Origin of the sequence: Hymenobacter armeniacus, assembly GCF_014699055.1 — a bacterium.
In the GTDB taxonomy this organism is placed as follows: domain Bacteria; phylum Bacteroidota; class Bacteroidia; order Cytophagales; family Hymenobacteraceae; genus Hymenobacter; species Hymenobacter armeniacus.
This window is the reverse complement of record NZ_JACXAC010000006.1, coordinates 254830-272079: the sequence shown is the minus strand read 5'-3', so window position 1 is coordinate 272079 and position 17250 is coordinate 254830. Positions and strand designations below refer to the sequence as shown.

Sequence of the window (17250 nt, the reverse complement as noted above, 5' to 3'; positions counted from 1 at the left end):
GGGATTAGAAACCGAAAAAAAGCCGATTGGGCGGCATAAATGCGGTTAGGCCGTGGGCAGCCGCACCTGCACGGTGGTGCCCTGCCCCAGGCGCGAGCTTAGGTCGAGCCGGCCGCCGTGCCGCTCAATGATGCGGCGCGCCAAGGCCAGCCCCACGCCGTGCCCCGCCACCGGCCGCGCGTTGGCCGCCCGGAAAAAGGGCTGGAACACCTGCGGCAAATCGGTCTCGGCAATGCCAATGCCGTGGTCCTGAATGCGCAGCAGTGCCTGGCCGGGCTCGTATTCGAGCGAGACCAGCACGGGCTGCGGGTCCGAATACTTGAGGGCGTTTTCGAGCAGGTTGCTAAGGGCGCGGCCGAGCAGGGCGCGGTTGCCGGTGAGCTCCAGCTGCTCGGGCTCGGTGGGCAGGCGGCCGGTGTGCACCTGCAGGCGCGGGCGCTGGGCGGGCTCCACGGCTGCGCAGGCTTCGGCCAGCAGCTCATCTACCCGAATGCAGGCGTCGTGCTCGGGTAGGGGCGCTTCGGCCTGGGCCAGCTCCAGCAGGTGGTTGAGCAGGGCGTTGAGCTGGGTGAGGTCGGCCAGCAGCTCGCGCAGGGCGGCGCGGTAGGCGGCGGGCTCCCGGTCGCGCGTCAGGGCCAATTGCGCTTCGCCAATGCTGGCGGCCAGCGGCGTGCGCAGCTCGTGCGAGGCGTAGCGCACAAACGCCCGCTGGGCCTCAAAACCGGCTTCCAGACGGTCGAGCAGGCGGTTGAAGGTGTGGGCCAGGCGCGACAGCTCGTCTTTCTTGTGGCCGGAAAGGCCCTCGGCCACCCGCAGGTGCAGGTCGTGGGCGCTGATGCGCTCCATCTGGTCGTTGATGGCCGCAATGGGGGCCAGGGCGCGGTCGGCAAACACGCGCCCGGCCCCGTAAATCAGCAGCAGGCTCAGCACAAACACCGAGGCCATGATGGTGGCCAGCGACTGCAGCCGGGCGTGGCCATACACGTTTTCGGCCCCGGCCACCACCACGAAGGAGCCCTGGTTGTCGTGGTAAAAGAAGCCCACCGCCTCGCGTGGGCCATCGGTAAAATACTCTTCGCTGCCGGCCACGATGCGGGCCAGCACGTCGGGTGGCACTTCGAGGCGGGCATCTTCGCGCACAAAACGCACCTCGCCCTGCGCATCGTAAATCTGGATGATTTCTTCGGTCAGCGTTTGCTGGAAGCGCTTTTGGAACACCTGAAAGGCGGCGCTGCGCAACTCGTCTTTTTCCAGAAAGATGTACGCCGCTACCTCGGCCCGGTCGCGCAGGCGCTGCCGAAACTCGCGCTGGCCGTAGTCGCGCTGCAGCAGGAAGGCCGAGCCAAGCACCGCCAGCAGAATGAACGCCACCAGCCCCACAAACAGCCAAATGAGGCGATTGCGAATAGTCATGGCAGAACGGAAGTGATGTAGCGAATCATGTCTCGGGCAAAATCTATTCCTGTCGCAGCACGTACCCGGCGCCCGTCACGGTGTGAATGAGCTTCTGGTCGAAGCCGTGGTCTACCTTTTTGCGCAGGTAGCTCACGTACACGTCGATGACGTTGCTGCCCGCGTCGAAGGCTTCGTCCCAGCCGTGCTCGGCTATCTCGCTGCGGCTGAGCACGCGGCCGGGGTGGCGTAGCAGCAGCTCCAGCAGGTTGAACTCGCGAGCCGTGAGGCGCAGCGCCTGGCCCGCTCGGGTCACGGTGCGGCTGGGCACGTCAAGCACCAGGTCGGCAAAGGTGAGGCGCGAGCCTTTGGGCGTGGGGCTGGCCCGGCGCGTGAGGGCGCGTACCCGGGCCACCAACTCGGCAAAGTCGAAGGGCTTGACGAGGTAGTCATCGGCCCCGCCGCCAAAGCCCTGCAGCTTGTCGGTGGTAGTGCCCAGGGCCGTGAGCATGAGCACGGGCACGTCGGGGTCGTGGTGGCGAATGGCGGCCAGCACCTCCAGGCCGCTGCGCTCGGGCAGCAGCACGTCCAGAATTATCAGGTCGAAGGGGTGGGAGAGGGCCAGCTGCTCGCCTTCGCGGCCGTCGGGGGCCACGCGCACGGTCAACTGCTCTTCTTCCAGCCCCCGCCGGATGAGGGCCGAAAGGCGCGGGTCGTCTTCAACCAGTAGAATATTCATGGGCGGCGCGTGGGGTAGCAAAGATGTTCCGGCGGCGCTGCCGACCTTCGCGCCGGCCCGCGCCACCTGCAGTGTATGGCATCAGTAACCGGTACAAATAACGAACATCCTGCTTCTGGCCGCCGCTGGTGGCTGCTGGTGGCCTTGCTGCTGGTGGCCGTGGTGCGCCTGTGGCGCTTGCCCGAGGCCGGCCCTTCCGACTACGACTCGGTGCGCAACTGGCAGGTGGTGCAGGACATGGCGCACGGCAATTTTGCGCGGCTGTTCATTCCCGGTAGTCCGGCTTTTCTGGTGGCGTACATCCCCGTGGCGCTGGTTACGCACAGCTATCTGGTGTTTCAGGCCATCAACGCGCTGCTGGGCGTGGCGGGTGTGGGCTTGTTTGCGGCCTGGGTGGCGCGGCAGGCCCGCCTCAGCGGCCCCGAAACGGCGGCCCTCACGCTGCTGGGCGGCACTTCGCTGCTGCTCACCTTCTCGGGGCGCGACTTCACGCCCATTTCCATCAGCATGGTCTTGTTTGCGGGGTTGCTGCGCAGTCATTTTGCGCGGCTACAGCGGCCTGGTCCAGGCGCGGCCTCGCGGGTGGCCGGGTGGCTGGCGCTGGGGCTGGGTTTTAACTACAAATTCCTGTTTGCGCTGCCCGTTTTGCTGGTGCTGGAAGGGCTGCGGGCCGATGGCTTGTGGCGGCAGCGGGCCACCTGGCTGCGGGTGGTGCCGGTGCTGGCGGCGCCCTACGTGCTGTTTGGGGCGCTGGGCGTGGCTCACGGGCTGCCGTGGTACCGGTGGTTTGGCTTCTATGCCCGCACGGCCGTGCCGGTGGCGGCCAACCCCGCCGGGCGGCAGGCCGGTGTGCAGCCCGATGGCCTGTACTACCTGCGCTACCTGGCCGAGTACGAGTCGCCGCTGCTGCTGGCGGGGCTGGTGCTGGCCATCTGGCTGGCCTGGCGCGAATGGCGCGGCGGCTGGCGCCCCTGGGGCCGGCCGTGGCCGCTGCTGCCCTACCTGCTATTTTGGGCCGGATGCATGCTAGCCGGCATGTCGGTGCTGGTGAAGGCGCCGCGAGGGCTTTTGTTTGCCTACCTGCCCCTGGCTGCCCTGGCCGTGCTGGGGGGGCGGCAGGTGTTGCCCCGGTGGGCGTTGGCGGGGCTGGCGCTGGCTGCCGTGGGGCTAAACCTGACGCGCATTCACCGCGAACTGTACGCCCCGTTGCCCACCACCTATCCGCAGGTGGCGGCCTGGCTGCAGCAGCACGGCGCCACCCGGGTGGCCAGCACCGTCGGCATGAACCTGGCGCCCTACCTGCGCGAGAATCAGCAACTAACCACCATCACCAACGAGCGGCAGCTGGCGGCCTTGCGCCGCCAGGGCTACCAGTACGTGCTGCTCGACGGCTACTGGCGCGTGGCCGGCGTGGCGCATTTCGACTCGCTGCGCCGGCAGCGGCCGGTGGCGGCCTGGCCCGCGCCCCAACTGCAAACGTCGCTGCTGTTTCTGGAGCATTCTGAATTCACAGGCCAGCACTACGCCCAAACCCTGGCTTCGTGGCGCGCCGCCCGGGCCGACTCGATGCCGCTACGACTCTACCCACTGCGCTAAAAAGCCATTGGCCCCGACAACGACATCCAGAAGGTGTCGTTGCCGGGGCCAAAGTTTAGTGCCGGCCGGCGGCGCAATGCTCGCGTGAGGTGCGTTGCTATTCGGTAGTGCTGGGCAGGTTGTTCACGTCGAGGGCCGGGATGTTGGAGCGGTAGGCCCGGTTGATGGCGGCAATGAAGGAATTGGCCAACAGGCCGTTGCCCCGCGGCGTGAGCGAGTAAAAATCGAGCGAGAAGAAGTTGCCCCGCACCGGCTCAGCCGTGTACACCACGCCGTTGACGGAAATGGAGTTGGTCACGTTGTTGAAGAGAAAGCCGGCGTCGAAAAGGCGCGAATTCTGCGAGGGGTCGATGAGGGGCAGGCCGTAGATACGGGCCAGGCCCGCCAGACCGAAGACCGTGGTGGCGTTGGAAGGCACCGGGTCGAAGTTGTTGTAGTCGTTGATGGCGGCCGTGATGTACACCATTTCGGTGGTGTTTTCCAGCACGTCGGCGTCGCGCACGGGGTTGCGGCTGTCGCGGCCGTAAGGCAGCATCATGGTGGTGCTGCCTACCTGCACCGGGGTGGGCTGCCCGAGGCGCGGCAGGGCCGTGGCCAGAATGTAGTCGCGGTCGGTGATGCGCTGCGAGGCCCCGGGCACGAAAGGCGTTTCGATGTACAGCGGCAGCTGGTCTTTGTAGTAGGCCTGCAGGCGCGCTTCTACCTCGTTGCCGCGGCCCTGGCTCAGCAGCGGGAGGGAGGTGATGGCCGGCAGCTTCACGATGACGCCGGGGCGCTTGTTGGCGGTCAGCACGTCGAGAATGCGCTTGGCGGCCCGCTTCATTGGGAGGCTGGAGGGAATGGCGCCGCAAGTGCCCCCGCTGCGCACGAAAGGCATGATTTCATCCAGGCCCATGAAGTAGCTGAAGAACGTGGCCGACGAGGCTGCCGTGCTCAGCACCTGGAAATACGTCCGGTCGTCGCCGGCCGGCAGCAGGCGCTCGAAGTAGGGGTTGACCGGCCGTGAGCCCACGGAGGCCTCGTTGCCCAGCCCCACCGCATCAATCTGGCTCAGCATCAGGCCCGGCACGCCCAGGTTCTGGGGCAGCGTGGCGGCCGTGCTGCTGCGCTTGAGCAGGCGCAGGGTGTCGGGCGCGGTGCCGCAGGCGCTGGTCAGGAGCACGGTGCGGCGCACGGCCGTGCCGGGCACGCGTTTGGCTTGCAGAAAGCCCGTGGGCGAGTAGCCGTTGAAGGCCAGGCGGAACGACCCTTCGTTGCCATCGAACAGCGGCTGCACAAAGCCGGCACCCGACGAGGCGTTCTGAAACTGCCGGGCCAGCAAATTCACGAAGGAATACTCCTGGCTGGTGCGCGTGAGGCCACCGTTGCTGAGGCCGGCGGTGTAGCTGTCGCCCACCGCGAGGTAACGGCTCACGTCCAGGCCTACCACGGGGGAGGGAGTGTCCTGATTGGGGGCGCAGGCGTGAAGGAACAGGGCAGCGCTGGCGGCGAGGCCGGCCCGGCGCAAGCCATTGGGTACAAAGAGTTTCATCGACAAGATGGAATCAGAAACAGCAGGGGAGGGAAGATTAGAACGCCGCCGCCACGCCCAGCGACGCCGTGTGGGTGAGCGTGCGGTAGGTGCCGCTCACGTTGCTCACCAGGAATCTGGTCTGGTCGGCGCGGGCGGTGCGGAGCTGGCCGTAGTCGAAGGAGTAAGCCGCTTCCACGGCAAAGCGCGGGCTGAGCTGGTAGCTCAGGCCGGCCGAGGCGCCGGCGCGGTTGGCGTCCAGGAACTCGGGGTTGACAAATTCGTCGCGAATGGGCGTTTCGTCATAATGGAAGCCGCCCAGCACCAGCAGCTTGGGCGTCACCTGGTACTCGGCGCCCACCCGGAAGGCCAGGGCGTCTTCGTAGCGACGGGCCGTGCGCTGCACGCGGGCCGGCACCGGGCCGCTGGCCGCCACGTTGAGCTTGAGCGAGTCGAGCGTGCTCCAGCCGGTGAGGGCAAAGTCGAAGGTGAGTAGCAGCTTCTTGGTGATGCGGTCGGCAATGCCTACCGACAGCGTGCTGGGCAGGTTGATTTGGGTGGTGAAGTCGGCCGCGCCGGGCAGGATGCTGGCGTCGCGGGCCGGAATGCCGGTGGCGTGGAAGGCGCCGTTGTCCATTTTCAGCTTGATGCCGCTGCGGTAGCTGATGCCGAAGGCCAAATTGTCGCCGGTGCGGCCATACAGGCCCACGTTCACCCCGTAGCCCGAGCCGCTGCTCGTGAGCGTGGCCTGGGCGGTGGGGTCGTCGTACTGGCCCAGGGCGCGGCGCTGGGTGTATTTGCCGAAGGCGTACACTAGGCCCACCCCGGCGCTGAAGTTGTCGTTGAGCTTAAAGCCCACCGTGGGCTGCGCGAAAAAGGTGTTGAGCTTGCTTTCCTGAATCACGGAGCGGCCCTCCCAGGTGTCGGGCCATTTGGTGTGGTAGCCGTAGGGCGTGGTGAGGGCCAGGCCCACGCTCACGCGCTTGCTCACGGCGCGGGTGGCGTAGAAATAGCCGCCGGGCAGCACGGTCAGGTCTTGGTCGGTGCGCTGGTAGGTGTCCTGGCCCACGAAGGACGAGCGCCGAATCTGGCCGAAGCCGCCCAGGCTGATGCGCGTGAGCGAGTCGCCCCACTGCCCCAGCAGGCCGGGGTTGGTGCTCAGGCCGGCAATGCTGCCGATGTAGGCCGTGCTGGCGCCGCCCAGGCCCAGCACCCGCGCGCCCTGCGGGCCGGTGTCGAAGCCGCTGGCCGCGGCCGTCAATCCAGAGAAGAGAGGAAGCAAAAAAAGAAGACGTGCACGCATACGGACGGTTTTGCGGAAAATTGGGAAACAAAAGTACGCAGCCCAACGCTAGCGGCCCATTGCCTGGCCTCACCGAATAAGACGAAGGCCCGCAGCGCCCCCGTCCGGACGCTTAGCGGCCGGTTATGAAATAATTACGCCGTGGCCGGGCGCGGCTCAGCGTTTCACCCCTAGGCTGTCGAGCCGGTGCTGATAGCGGCGGGCGTTCAGCTTGTGCTGGGCGTAGGTTTCGGCAAAGTCGGAGAAGCCGCTGCCGTCGGGGCGGGCGCAGAAGAATAGGTTTTTGTTGTGTGCCGGCTTCAGCACGGCATCGAGGGAGCTGGGGCGCGGCGTGGTGATGGGGCCGGGCGGCAGGCCCTTGTGCCGGTAGGTGTTGTAGGGCGAGTCCACTTTCTTGTCCACGTTCAGCACGCGCTTGCGGGTGCCCAGGCCGTGCAGTGGCCACAGCAGGGTGGGGTCGGCCTGCAGGGGCTGGCCGTTGCGCAGGCGGTTGAGGTACACGGCGGCGATGAGCGGCTTGTCGGTGGGCTGGGCGGTTTCGCGCTGCACAATGCTGGCCAGCACGCTCACCTGCGTGCGACTCATCTTCAGGGAATCGGCCCGGGCCCGGCGCTGGCTGGTCCAGAAGCGGCGGTAGCGGGCGGCCGTCGAATCCAGAAAGCCCTGCGCGCTGGTGTTCCACAGGTGCCGGTAGGTGCCCGGAATGAACATCGTGCGAATGGTGCAGGTGTCGAGGCCGTAGCGCCGCTGCAGGCCGGCGTTGTCGCCCAGCAGCAGCTCGAGCTTGAAGGAGTCGGCTTCGAGCTGGCGCGTCACCTGGCGGGGCAGCTTGTCGAGGTAGTGAAAGGAATTGAGCTCGAAGCGCACCGTGTCCTGCTGGCCGGCCAGCAGCAGGCGCACCAAGTCGCCATTGCCCAGGCCGGGGTCGAGGCGGTAGCGGCCGGCTTTCACGTGCGGCGGGTAGTCGTGGGTTTCGGCCACCCAACGGAACGTGGCCGGCTCCAGCAGCAGCTCATGCTTTTGCAGCGAGTCCATTACCGCCTCAAACCCCGTGCCCGTGCGGATAAACAAATACGCCGGCCCTTCAGCAAACGCCCGCACGTTGGGCCGGTAAAACACCCTCCACGCCGCGTAGGCGCCGATACTTAGCGCCAGCAGCAACGCCATTCCCGCAATCAACCATCCTCTCTGCATCAGCTATTTCCTTGAACCAGGGCCGTCACGGCAGCTTCAAACGCGGCGCGCTCGGCCTGGCGTTCAATTTCGACCGGCGCGGCGGCTCGGCTTTCGCAGTCCGGGATGGGGCAACGCTCACAGGTTTCGTTCACGATGCGGAAGGGCAGGGCCGGGTCGGCTAGGAAGCGGACCTGGGCACGCAGGTTGTCGTCGCAGCGCAAGCCCACGGTCACGCTCAGGGCGGGCTGGGTGGGCGTGCCGGCGCGGGCCAGCGTGAAGCACAGGTACTCGTCGTCGGTGCCGAAATAGCGCGAGCGTTGGGCGCCGGCCACGGTCACGGGGGCCTCGGCGGTGTCGGGCACGGGCAGGGCGCGGGCTTCTTCCATCAGCCGCAAACTCACCCAGCGGCGGCAATAATGCTCGTTCAACTCGTTGCCGTGCGGATTGTGCAGGCGCGCCAGGTGCAGCTCCTTGGTCAGCTCAAAGGGCGAGGCCGCGTCGCGCTGGTCAAACCGCAGGAAGAACAAGCTCTGCAAACCCAGGTGCCGCGGCAGCAGCGTGGTGAGGCGCTGCATGAACATCTCGGGGCTCACGTCGTACTGCGTCAGCAGGTTCAGCATCAGCCCGGGGTTCCATTTTTTGGCCCCGAAAACCTTCTTCACGTCGCGCAGCAGGCTTTCTTCTTCCATCAGCAGCGCCCCGGCGAAGTAGGAGGCCTTGAAGTTGTTCAGCACTTCCTCGAAGGTGCGCACCTGCGTGCTGCTGCTCACGTAGGGCCGCTCGGTCAGCTTGAGGTAGTTGAAGGCCACCTCGCGGCCCAGCACAAAGGCCTGCTGGCCCCGGCTCAGGCCCGGCCGCATGAGCAGGCGCTTGGTTTTGGGCTGAAACACGCTCCGCAGCCGCGCCTGCGTGGCCACGGGGTGCTGGCCCAGGGTTTCGCGGTCGAGGGTGTAGCCGTATTCCTGGGTGAGCACGCGTTCCAGCTGGCTGAGGTCGAAAGGCGCGGCGGTGGCCAGCTGGTGGCTGCCCACGAAGGCCCGCACGTCCTGCTCCAAGTCCTCGAAGTAGTTGTCGTGCATCTCCTGGAACGAGCGCAGCGCCGCCAGAAACAGGTGCTCCTGGCGCATTTCGTAATTGCGCGCAATCTCGAAGATGGTGCTGATAAAGGCGTTCATCTTGGCCGGCGCGTTCGCAATCAGGTCGATGATGCGGGCCGGCTCCAGGCCGTACATCTCCAGCGGAAATTCCTTCAGAATCTTGGAGTTGAGCAGCTCGGCAATGGGCTCCAGCCGGCGCGGCAGGGCCAGCGAGGTGAGCTGGTCGTAGCGCACGCCCAGCGCCTGGCTCAAACTCAAAATCTTGTCGGCCTTGGGGTACTTTTTGCCTTTTTCAATCTCGTTGAGGTAGCTCACCGACACGTCGCAGATGCGCGCCAGCTCGCCTGGGCTCAGGCCCCGCTCCTGACGCAGCTCGCGCAGCTTCAAGCCAAAAATGAGGCGGACGACCTGACCATGGTTAAGCATTGGATGAGTTGCTGGTTGCTAAATGTGCGGTTGTGCCAAGAGGCCGACGCTACCCGAATAGCGCCGCAAACGGGCGGCAAGCGCATTTCTGAGATGCCGGGCAGTGCATCCAAAGGTACGAGGCTTTGCAAATTTTATTCTTTCAGCGAAAATTCGCTAACAAATACAAATTCGCTTGCGTATGTTTGTGCAAGTCGCCGGCCAGCGCTTGCCGCAGCCGTTGGAAATCAGTATCTGAGCCCATCCAGCCACCAATCCACCATTCGCTATGACATTCGCCGACACCGCCCCCGCCCCGACGCCCACCTTCCTCACGCCCGAACGGGTGAAGGTCCTCGGCACCTACTCTCCGGAGTTTGCCGAAATTCTCACGCCCTCAGCCCTGGCCTTCGTGGCCGAGCTGCACCGCCGCTTCGATGCCACGCGCCGGGCGCTGCTGGCCCGCCGCGTGGAGCGCCAGGCCGATTTCGCCGCGGGCATCCTGCCCGATTTTCTGCCCGAAACCCAGCGCTTGCGCGAGCAGGAGTGGACCGTGGCGCCCCTGCCCGAAGACCTGCTCGACCGCCGCGTGGAAATCACCGGCCCGGTGGAGCGCAAGATGATAATCAACGCCCTGAACTCCGGCGCCAGCGTGTTCATGGCCGATTTGGAGGATTCAAACTCGCCCACCTGGGAGAACGTGGTGCAGGGCCAGATTAACCTGCGCGACGCCGTGCGCCGCACCATCTCGCTGAGCACGCCCACCAAGGAATACCGCCTGCATGAGAAAACCGCCGTGCTCATGGTGCGCCCCCGCGGCTGGCACCTGGTGGAGAAGCATGTATTGGTCGACGGCGAGCCCATCAGCGCCTCGCTGCTCGATTTTGGCCTCTATTATTTCCACAATGCCCACGAGCTCTGCGCCCGCGGCTCGGCGCCGTACTTCTACCTGCCCAAGCTGGAAAGCCACCTTGAGGCGCGGCTGTGGAACGACGTGTTCGGCTTTGCGCAATGGTCGCTGAAGCTGCCCAAGTGCCTCATCAAAGCCACCGTGCTTATTGAGACGCTACCGGCGGCGTTTGAGCTGAATGAAATTTTGTGGGAGCTGCGTGAGCACAGTGCCGGGCTGAATTGCGGGCGCTGGGACTACATTTTCAGCTACATCAAGCGCTTGGGCTTGAACCCTAACTTCCGGCTGCCCAACCGTGCGGAGGTCACCATGACCGCGCCCTTCATGGCTGCTTATTCTCAACTCGTAGTGCAGACCTGCCACCGGCGCGGGGTGCACGCCATCGGCGGCATGGCCGCCCAGATTCCCATCAAAAACGACCCGGCCGCCAACGAAGCCGCTTTGGAAAAGGTGCGGCAGGACAAAATCCGCGAGGCCACCAACGGCCACGACGGCACCTGGGTGGCCCATCCCGGCCTGGTGCCCATGGCGCTGGAGGTCTTCAACCGCCTCATGCCCGGCCCCAACCAAATCGGGAATAAGCGCCCCGACGTGCACATCTCGGCCGCCGACCTGGTGCGTGCCCCCCAAGGCGCCATCACCGAAGACGGCCTGAAGCTGAACATCGACGTGGCCATTCAGTACCTGGCCTCCTGGCTGGGCGGCAACGGCTGCGTGCCCATCTACAACCTGATGGAAGACGCCGCCACGGCCGAAATCAGCCGTGCGCAGGTGTGGCAGTGGCTGCATACGCCCGGCACCACCCTGGCCGACGGCCGCCCCGTGACGCCCGAGCTGTACCGCGCGCTGGTGCCCGGCCAGCTGGAGAAAATCAAAGGCCAGGTAGGGGAGGAGGCTTTCGAAAATGGCCACTATCTGGAAGCCGCCCGCCTTTTTGATAAGCTGGTGATGAGCGAGGAGTTCATCGAATTCCTGACCGTGCCGGCCTACGAGCAGCTAGCTTAGAAGATGTAGAGACGCAATATTTTGCGTCTCGTCGTCCGCGTCGCTCACAACGCGCTCGGGTGGCATTGTGCCACGCAAGTCGTTCAATGAGAAGACGCAAAATGTTGCGTCTCTACCCCAATCGAATATTCTAAAAAAGCCGCTTCCCAAGCAGCCTGGCCACGCTTTGCCCATTCCAATCCCAACCGTTCCCTAACTCAACTCCTATGAAATCGCATCATCAACGCATCGCCGACCTGGCCCTCGACTGGGCCCACAACCCTCGCTGGATTGGCATTCAGCGCCCCTACTCGCCGCAGGATGTGGTGAAGCTGCAGGGTTCCGTGCACATTGAGCACTCGCTGGCCCGCCAAGGGGCCGAGCGGCTGTGGGAACTGCTGCACTCGCAGGCATACGTGGCCGGCCTCGGCGCCCTCACCGGCAACCAGGCCGTGCAGGAGGTGCAAGCCGGCCTGCAGGCCATCTACCTCAGCGGCTGGCAGGTGGCGGCCGATGCCAACGGCGCCGGCCACATGTACCCCGACCAAAGCCTCTACCCCGTGGACAGCGTGCCCGCCGTGGTGCGCCGCATCAACAACGCCCTGCTGCGCGCCGACCAGATTCAGCACCTCGACGGCCGCGCCGACGTGCACTACCTCGCGCCCATCGTGGCCGATGCCGAAGCCGGTTTTGGGGGCAACCTGAATGCCTTTGAGCTGATGAAGATGATGATAGAGGCCGGGGCGGCCGGGGTGCATTTCGAAGACCAGCTGTCGTCGGCCAAAAAGTGCGGGCACCTGGGCGGCAAGGTGCTGGTGCCCACCCAGGAAGCCATCAACAAGCTGGTGGCGGCCCGGCTGGCGGCCGACGTGCTGGGCGTGCCCACGCTCATCGTGGCCCGCACCGACGCCGACGCGGCCGACTTGCTGACCGCCGACGTGGACCCGCGCGACCAGCCCTTCATCCTGCAGGAAGCCGAGCGCACCAGCGAAGGCTTCTACCGCATTCGCTGCGGCGTGGAAGCCGGCATTGCCCGCGGCCTGGCCTACGCGCCCTACGCCGACCTCCTCTGGATGGAAACCTCCCACCCCGACCTGGACGATGCCCGCAAATTCGCCGAAGCCATTCACGCCCAATACCCCGGCAAGCTGCTGGCTTACAATTGCTCCCCGTCCTTCAACTGGGCCGCCAAATTGAGCAAGGCGCAGATGGAAACCTTCCGCGAAGAGCTGGCTGCCTTGGGCTACAAATTTCAATTCATCACCCTGGCCGGCTTCCATGCGCTCAATACCAGCATGTTTGAGCTGGCGCAGGCCTACCGGCAGCGCGGCATGGCCGGCTATTCGGAATTGCAGGAACGGGAGTTTGCCTTACAAAAGGACGGCTACCAGGCCGTGAAGCACCAATCCTTCGTGGGCACGGGCTACTTCGACGCCGTGCAGAACGTGGTGACCAGCAACCAAACCAGCACGGCGGCACTTGTGGGCAGCACCGAGGAAGCGCAGTTCTGACGTTAGCGCACAAAAAAAGCCCGCCGCATTGCGAAATGCGGCGGGCTTTTTTTGTGCGTTATGCTGGCCTACGCAAACGGTGCGGCCAGTTGCTCGTAGCTCTCGCCGTGGCGTTCGGCCGACTCGCGGAGCAGCTGCTGCTGCCAGGGGCGCAAGGCAGCGTCGGCGCCCAGCTCGATGATGTCGGCAATGAGGCGGTTGCTGAGCACCATGTTGGCCATGGTACTGCCGTGGTCGGTGGCGAGGTGCGTTTTGAGCGTGTTGAGCAAGGTTTCGCGGGCTTCGGCGCGGGTGGCGGCGGGGCCGTTGAGGCGGCGGCGGAACGGAAACTTGCGCTGGTCGGCGGGCAGGGGCGTGTCGGGAGCCAGGTCGGTGGTGCCGATGGCCAGCAGTTGCTCGGCGTAGGGCGAGCGTTTCAGCTCGGGGTGCAGGCCGTTGGCGGTGCGCAGCTGCAGGGGCGTCTCGATGGGCTTGCGCGTGAGCTCGGCCAGCTTGTCGTTGCTGAGTACGTGGTAGGGCGGGCGGTCGAGTTGGCGGGCTACGGCATCGCGCAGCAAGTACAATTCCCGGAAAATGGGCATTTCCTGGGGCGTAATCTTGTACTTGGCGGCGTTGCGCGACCACGGGCGCGGGTCGTCGCGGCCGTAGCGCACGGCTTCGAGGGCCAGGTTTTCCTGGGCGGCCCAGTCGGTGCGGCCCAGTTCTTCGAGGCGGGCGCTTAGGCGGTCAGTGAGTTCGAATAGATAGAGCACGTCGTTGGCGGCGTACTCCTTTTGGGCTTCGGTGAGGGGACGCTTCAGCCAGTTCGATTTTTGCTCGCCCTTGTCCACCTCAAAGCCCAACTCAGCCTGAATGAGGCGGCCGAGCGAAATGTTGTTGTCCTCAGCCGCCAGCAGCGTGAACTGCACGCTGGTGTCCACGATGTTGCGGCAGTTGACGCTGAACAGCTCGTCGAGCAGCAAAATGTCGGACTTGCAGGAGTGGAACACCTTGGCCACGGCCGGGTTGCGCAGCACGCCGAACAAAGGCTCGAGGCCAGCCGCCATGTCGGCCAACGGCAAGGGGTCAATCAGGTACACTTCCTGGCCGTCGAAGACCTGAATCAGGGCCAGGTGCCGCCCATATCGGTGGCGCATGTCGTCAAATTCCAGGTCAATGCCGATGCGAGGGAGGGTGGCGAAGTGGGCAGCGGCAGTGGCAATAGCGTCGGCCGTGGTCAGGTAATGAATGATTGGCATTGAAGCGAGCAGGAAGCGGCGAGACCAGCACCGGGCTGGGTCCGGCTGGCGCGTAAAGGTAGGCTACGGGAAAATATTGCCAGGGACCTTATTTTTTAGCATCATATATTGTGTAATTATCTTCATTTTAACATCTAGCATAAATAGATGAAATAAATACAGCGTATGCTGCCCAATGATGCTTAGTCTCCAACAATTTCACACTTTGATTGGATATATGAAAACCGGCTTCTCATCACTTACTCACCAACCAATTCAATCATGGAACAGAGACTTTTTACCCATCTAAGGTTATTCTTGCTGATGGCATTGAGCCTGTATGCATTGACCGCGCAGGCCCAAACCCGCACCATCACGGGCCGGGTGCTAAGTTCCGATGGCGGCGGCCTGCCCGGCGCCACAGTGCTGGAACAAGGCACCACCAACGGGGTAAGCACCAATGCCGACGGGGCCTTCAGCCTGAATGTGCAGCCCAATGCCACGCTGGTCATCAGTTCGGTGGGCTACACCAGCCAGACCGTGGCCGTGGGCGCCCAAACCACCGTGAACGTCACGTTGGCCGTGGCGGCCACCGAACTAAACGAAGCCGTGGTGGTGGGCTACGGTAGCCAGAGCAAAGCCGACCTGACGGGTTCGGTGGTGCAACTGTCGAGCCGCGATGTAGGCAACCAGCCGGTGCAGTCCTTCGAGCAATCCATTCAGGGAAAGGCCGCGGGCGTGTTCATCGAAAGCAGCAGCGGCAAGTTGGGCCAGGGCATCCGGGTCCGGGTGCGTGGGGTGTCGTCCATCAGCGGCGACACGCAGCCGCTGTATGTAGTCGACGGCATACCGGTGCTGGCCGACAACCTGTCGTCGACGACGGCGGCCACCAACCCCATTGCCGACATCAACCCCAACGACATCGAAAGCATCAGCGTGCTGAAGGATGCGTCGGCGTCGGCCATCTACGGTTCGCGCGCTACCAACGGCGTGGTGCTCGTGACCACTAAGCGCGGCAAAGCTGGCGCCACGCGCTTCACGCTGGGCTACCAGACGGGCCGCAGCGAGCCGACCAACAAGCGCGAGTTTCTGAACAGCCAAGAATACGTAACCCTGCTCACGGAGGCGCTGGTGAACTCGGGCCGCTCGGCCACGGCCAATGCCACCCGCCTGCGTACCTACGCGGCCGGCGCCTCCGACCCGCTTACCTATGACACTAACTGGCAGAATGAGGCCTTTCAGCGGGCGCCGTTTTCGCAATACGACCTGAACGTGGCCGGCGGCTCCGAAAAAACCAAGTTTTTCATCTCGGGCCAGTACACCGACCAGAAGGGCATACTGGTGGGCAACGCCTACCAGCGCATGAGCGTGCGCTTCAACCTCGACCAGCAGGCTACTGACCGCCTGTCGTTCGGCATTAACACGGCCGTGTCGCGCTCGCGCAACGAGCGCCTGCCCAACGACAATGCCTTCAGCACGCCGATGCAGATTGTGGCGCTGGCGCCCATCACCCCGCTCATCGACCCGCGCACGGGCCTCGTCAGCGGCTCGCTCGACCCCGCTACCGGCTTGCCCAACACCACGTTTCCTTTTTACTACAACCCGCTCCTGAACGTGATTGGCGGCAATTACACCACCATTTCGTACCGGGTGCTGGGCAACGTGTACGCGCAGTTCAAGTTCACGCCGGAGTTCTTCTTCCGGTCGGAAGTGGGTGCCGACCTCATCAACCAGACCGAAAACCAGTACCTAGGGCGCATCACCGCGCGCAACAGCTCGCCCACCAATGGCTTCGGCTACAGCGCAGCCCAAACCAACGGCCGCGTCATCGTGAACAACTATTTTGGCTACCGCAAAACACTGAATGAGGTGCACGCCCTCGACTTCACACTGGGCACTAGCTACGAGGAGGGCCGCCTGACCAGCAGCAACGTAACGGGCACCCAGTTTGCGTCAGATGCCTTTAAGACGCTGGTTAATTCCTCTCAAATCACGGCCGGTACTTCGTCAAGCACCGGCAACGTACTAGTTTCCTACTTTGCCCGGGGCTCCTATGCCTTTGCTAACAAGTACTTGGTTGGCGCCAGCGCCCGCCTCGACGGCTCGTCGCGCTTCGGAGCCAACAACCGCTACGGGTTGTTTCCGGCCGGTTCGGTGGGCTGGGTGATTTCGGAAGAAAGTTTTCTAAAGGATAACGCTCTGCTGAGCCTGTTGAAAGTGCGGGCCAGCCTCGGCAAAACGGGCAATCAAGGCTTCGGCAACTTCATTTCACGCGCCTTATTCTCGGGCGATGCCGGCTACGTGGGCATTCCGGGCCAGCGCCCCTCACAGCTTGCCAGCCCCGACTTGAAGTGGGAATCGACCACCCAAATTGATGCTGGTTTGGAATACGGCTTGTTCGATGGTCGCATCAGCGGCGAAATCGACGTGTACCGGAAGCGCACCACAGGCCTGGCCCTGTCGCAGCCGGTGCCGGGCACGTCGGGCTTCTCTACGCAGTTTGCCAACGTGGGCAGCCTCGAAAACCGCGGCCTCGAATTTGTGCTCACCACGCGCAACCTGACCGGCGACTTCACCTGGACCACCAGCTTCAACGCCGCCCTCAACCGCAACAAGATTCTGAACCTAAACGGGCCGGATATTTTGGGCAGCAACCTTAGCCGTGCGCAGGAAGGCCAGCCGCTGGGCGTGTTTGTGGGCCCCGAGTACGCGGGCGTAGACCCCGCCAACGGCGATGCTCTCTACTACGTGAACGCCCCCAAGCCTGACGGCAGCGTGGACCGCTCCACCACGGCCGACATCAACCTGGCCACGCCGGTGGTGGTGGGCAACCCCAACCCCAAGTGGACGGGCGGCATCACCAACACGTTGGGCTATAAAGGCATCGACCTGTCGTTCACCATTTCGGGCGTGTTCGGCAACCAGATTTTCGACAGTGGTGCGCAGTACTACTCCACCGCGTTCAACAACGGTCCCGACAACCAGACCCGCGACCAGCTGAACCGCTGGCAGAAGCCCGGCGACATCACCGACGTGCCGCGCGCCGTGTACCTGAGCGGCAACGGCACGGGCTTGTCGTCGCGCTTTGTGCGCAACGGCGACTACGGCCGCCTGCGCACCGTGCTGCTGGGCTACAACCTGCCCAGCTCCCTCACCAAGCGTGCCTACCTGCAGTCGGCCCGCATTTTTGTGCAAGGCCTCAACCTACTCACTTTCACCAAATACAAAGGCTGGGACCCCGAAGTGAGCACCGATTACCTCACCGGCACCGCCAACCAGAGCCAGAACAACATCAACCAGGGAATTGACTTTTACACCGCTCCGCAGCCGCGCACCTACACGTTTGGCGTGAACATCGGCTTTTAAGCGCATCGGTTTCTCATTTCTCTCTCAGTACTTATCGTATAAAA

Annotated in this window: 11 protein-coding genes; 4 read left to right on the top strand and 7 right to left on the bottom strand. The window is 64.3% G+C overall.

Going from position 1 to position 17250, the window contains the following annotated elements:
* Positions 1 to 45: 45 nt before the first annotated feature.
* Together IC234_RS18565 and IC234_RS18560 are read right to left on the bottom strand one after the other, a co-directional pair.
* Complete coding sequence (locus IC234_RS18565; protein WP_190927587.1) at positions 46 to 1413, bottom strand: HAMP domain-containing sensor histidine kinase; 1368 nt, start codon at positions 1411 to 1413, stop codon at positions 46 to 48.
* 43 nt (positions 1414 to 1456) lie between these two features.
* Positions 1457 to 2131 carry a response regulator transcription factor gene (locus IC234_RS18560; protein WP_190927585.1) on the bottom strand — a complete coding sequence of 225 codons (675 nt, stop codon included), beginning with the start codon at positions 2129 to 2131 and terminating at the stop codon, positions 1457 to 1459.
* Positions 2132 to 2206: 75 nt separating this feature from the next.
* Here IC234_RS18560 and IC234_RS18555 point away from each other — a divergent pair, with 75 nt between their 5' ends.
* On the top strand, positions 2207 to 3727 hold the full coding sequence (locus IC234_RS18555; RefSeq protein WP_190927583.1) for a hypothetical protein: 1521 nt from the start codon (positions 2207 to 2209) through the stop codon (positions 3725 to 3727).
* Between the two features lie 97 nt (positions 3728 to 3824).
* On the opposite strand, the gene IC234_RS18550 is transcribed toward IC234_RS18555, so the two are convergent.
* From IC234_RS18550 to IC234_RS18535, 4 genes are all read right to left on the bottom strand, one after another.
* The gene (locus tag IC234_RS18550; protein ID WP_190927581.1) at positions 3825 to 5258 is read right to left on the bottom strand and encodes a hypothetical protein; all 1434 of its coding nucleotides are present in this window, start codon (positions 5256 to 5258) and stop codon (positions 3825 to 3827) included.
* 37 nt (positions 5259 to 5295) lie between these two features.
* Entirely contained in the window at positions 5296 to 6519 is a 1224-nt protein-coding gene (locus IC234_RS18545) for an OmpP1/FadL family transporter (RefSeq protein WP_190927579.1), read from the bottom strand.
* A gap of 177 nt (positions 6520 to 6696) precedes the next feature.
* On the bottom strand, positions 6697 to 7707 hold the full coding sequence (gene mltG / locus IC234_RS18540; RefSeq protein WP_190927576.1) for an endolytic transglycosylase MltG: 1011 nt from the start codon (positions 7705 to 7707) through the stop codon (positions 6697 to 6699).
* A 26-nt stretch (positions 7708 to 7733) separates the two neighbouring features.
* Complete coding sequence (locus IC234_RS18535; RefSeq protein WP_190927574.1) at positions 7734 to 9239, bottom strand: helix-turn-helix domain-containing protein; 1506 nt, start codon at positions 9237 to 9239, stop codon at positions 7734 to 7736.
* A gap of 268 nt (positions 9240 to 9507) precedes the next feature.
* Between IC234_RS18535 and aceB the strand changes: the two genes are divergently transcribed.
* Together aceB and aceA are read left to right on the top strand one after the other, a co-directional pair.
* The gene (gene aceB / locus IC234_RS18530; protein ID WP_190927571.1) at positions 9508 to 11133 is read left to right on the top strand and encodes a malate synthase A; all 1626 of its coding nucleotides are present in this window, start codon (positions 9508 to 9510) and stop codon (positions 11131 to 11133) included.
* Positions 11134 to 11339: 206 nt separating this feature from the next.
* Positions 11340 to 12623 carry an isocitrate lyase gene (gene aceA, locus IC234_RS18525; protein WP_190927568.1) on the top strand — a complete coding sequence of 428 codons (1284 nt, stop codon included), beginning with the start codon at positions 11340 to 11342 and terminating at the stop codon, positions 12621 to 12623.
* 68 nt (positions 12624 to 12691) lie between these two features.
* On the opposite strand, the gene IC234_RS18520 is transcribed toward aceA, so the two are convergent.
* Positions 12692 to 13861, bottom strand: coding sequence for a ribonuclease D (locus IC234_RS18520; RefSeq protein ID WP_190927565.1), 1170 nt, complete (start codon positions 13859 to 13861; stop codon positions 12692 to 12694).
* Between the two features lie 303 nt (positions 13862 to 14164).
* Between IC234_RS18520 and IC234_RS18515 the strand changes: the two genes are divergently transcribed.
* Positions 14165 to 17206, top strand: coding sequence for a SusC/RagA family TonB-linked outer membrane protein (locus IC234_RS18515; protein WP_223827776.1), 3042 nt, complete (start codon positions 14165 to 14167; stop codon positions 17204 to 17206).
* Positions 17207 to 17250: the final 44 nt, after the last annotated feature.

What these genes read in the sequence shown, in the direction of transcription:
- IC234_RS18565 (WP_190927587.1), bottom strand. Translation starts at nt 1,413, where the DNA reads ATGACTATTCGCAATCGCCTCATTTGGCTGTTTGTGGGGCTGGTGGCG.
- IC234_RS18560 (WP_190927585.1), bottom strand. Translation starts at nt 2,131, where the DNA reads ATGAATATTCTACTGGTTGAAGACGACCCGCGCCTTTCGGCCCTCATC.
- IC234_RS18555 (WP_190927583.1), top strand. Translation starts at nt 2,207, where the DNA reads ATGGCATCAGTAACCGGTACAAATAACGAACATCCTGCTTCTGGCCGC.
- IC234_RS18550 (WP_190927581.1), bottom strand. Translation starts at nt 5,258, where the DNA reads ATGAAACTCTTTGTACCCAATGGCTTGCGCCGGGCCGGCCTCGCCGCC.
- mltG (WP_190927576.1), bottom strand. Translation starts at nt 7,707, where the DNA reads ATGGCGTTGCTGCTGGCGCTAAGTATCGGCGCCTACGCGGCGTGGAGG.
- IC234_RS18535 (WP_190927574.1), bottom strand. Translation starts at nt 9,239, where the DNA reads ATGCTTAACCATGGTCAGGTCGTCCGCCTCATTTTTGGCTTGAAGCTG.
- aceB (WP_190927571.1), top strand. Translation starts at nt 9,508, where the DNA reads ATGACATTCGCCGACACCGCCCCCGCCCCGACGCCCACCTTCCTCACG.
- aceA (WP_190927568.1), top strand. Translation starts at nt 11,340, where the DNA reads ATGAAATCGCATCATCAACGCATCGCCGACCTGGCCCTCGACTGGGCC.
- IC234_RS18520 (WP_190927565.1), bottom strand. Translation starts at nt 13,861, where the DNA reads ATGCCAATCATTCATTACCTGACCACGGCCGACGCTATTGCCACTGCC.
- IC234_RS18515 (WP_223827776.1), top strand. Translation starts at nt 14,165, where the DNA reads ATGGCATTGAGCCTGTATGCATTGACCGCGCAGGCCCAAACCCGCACC.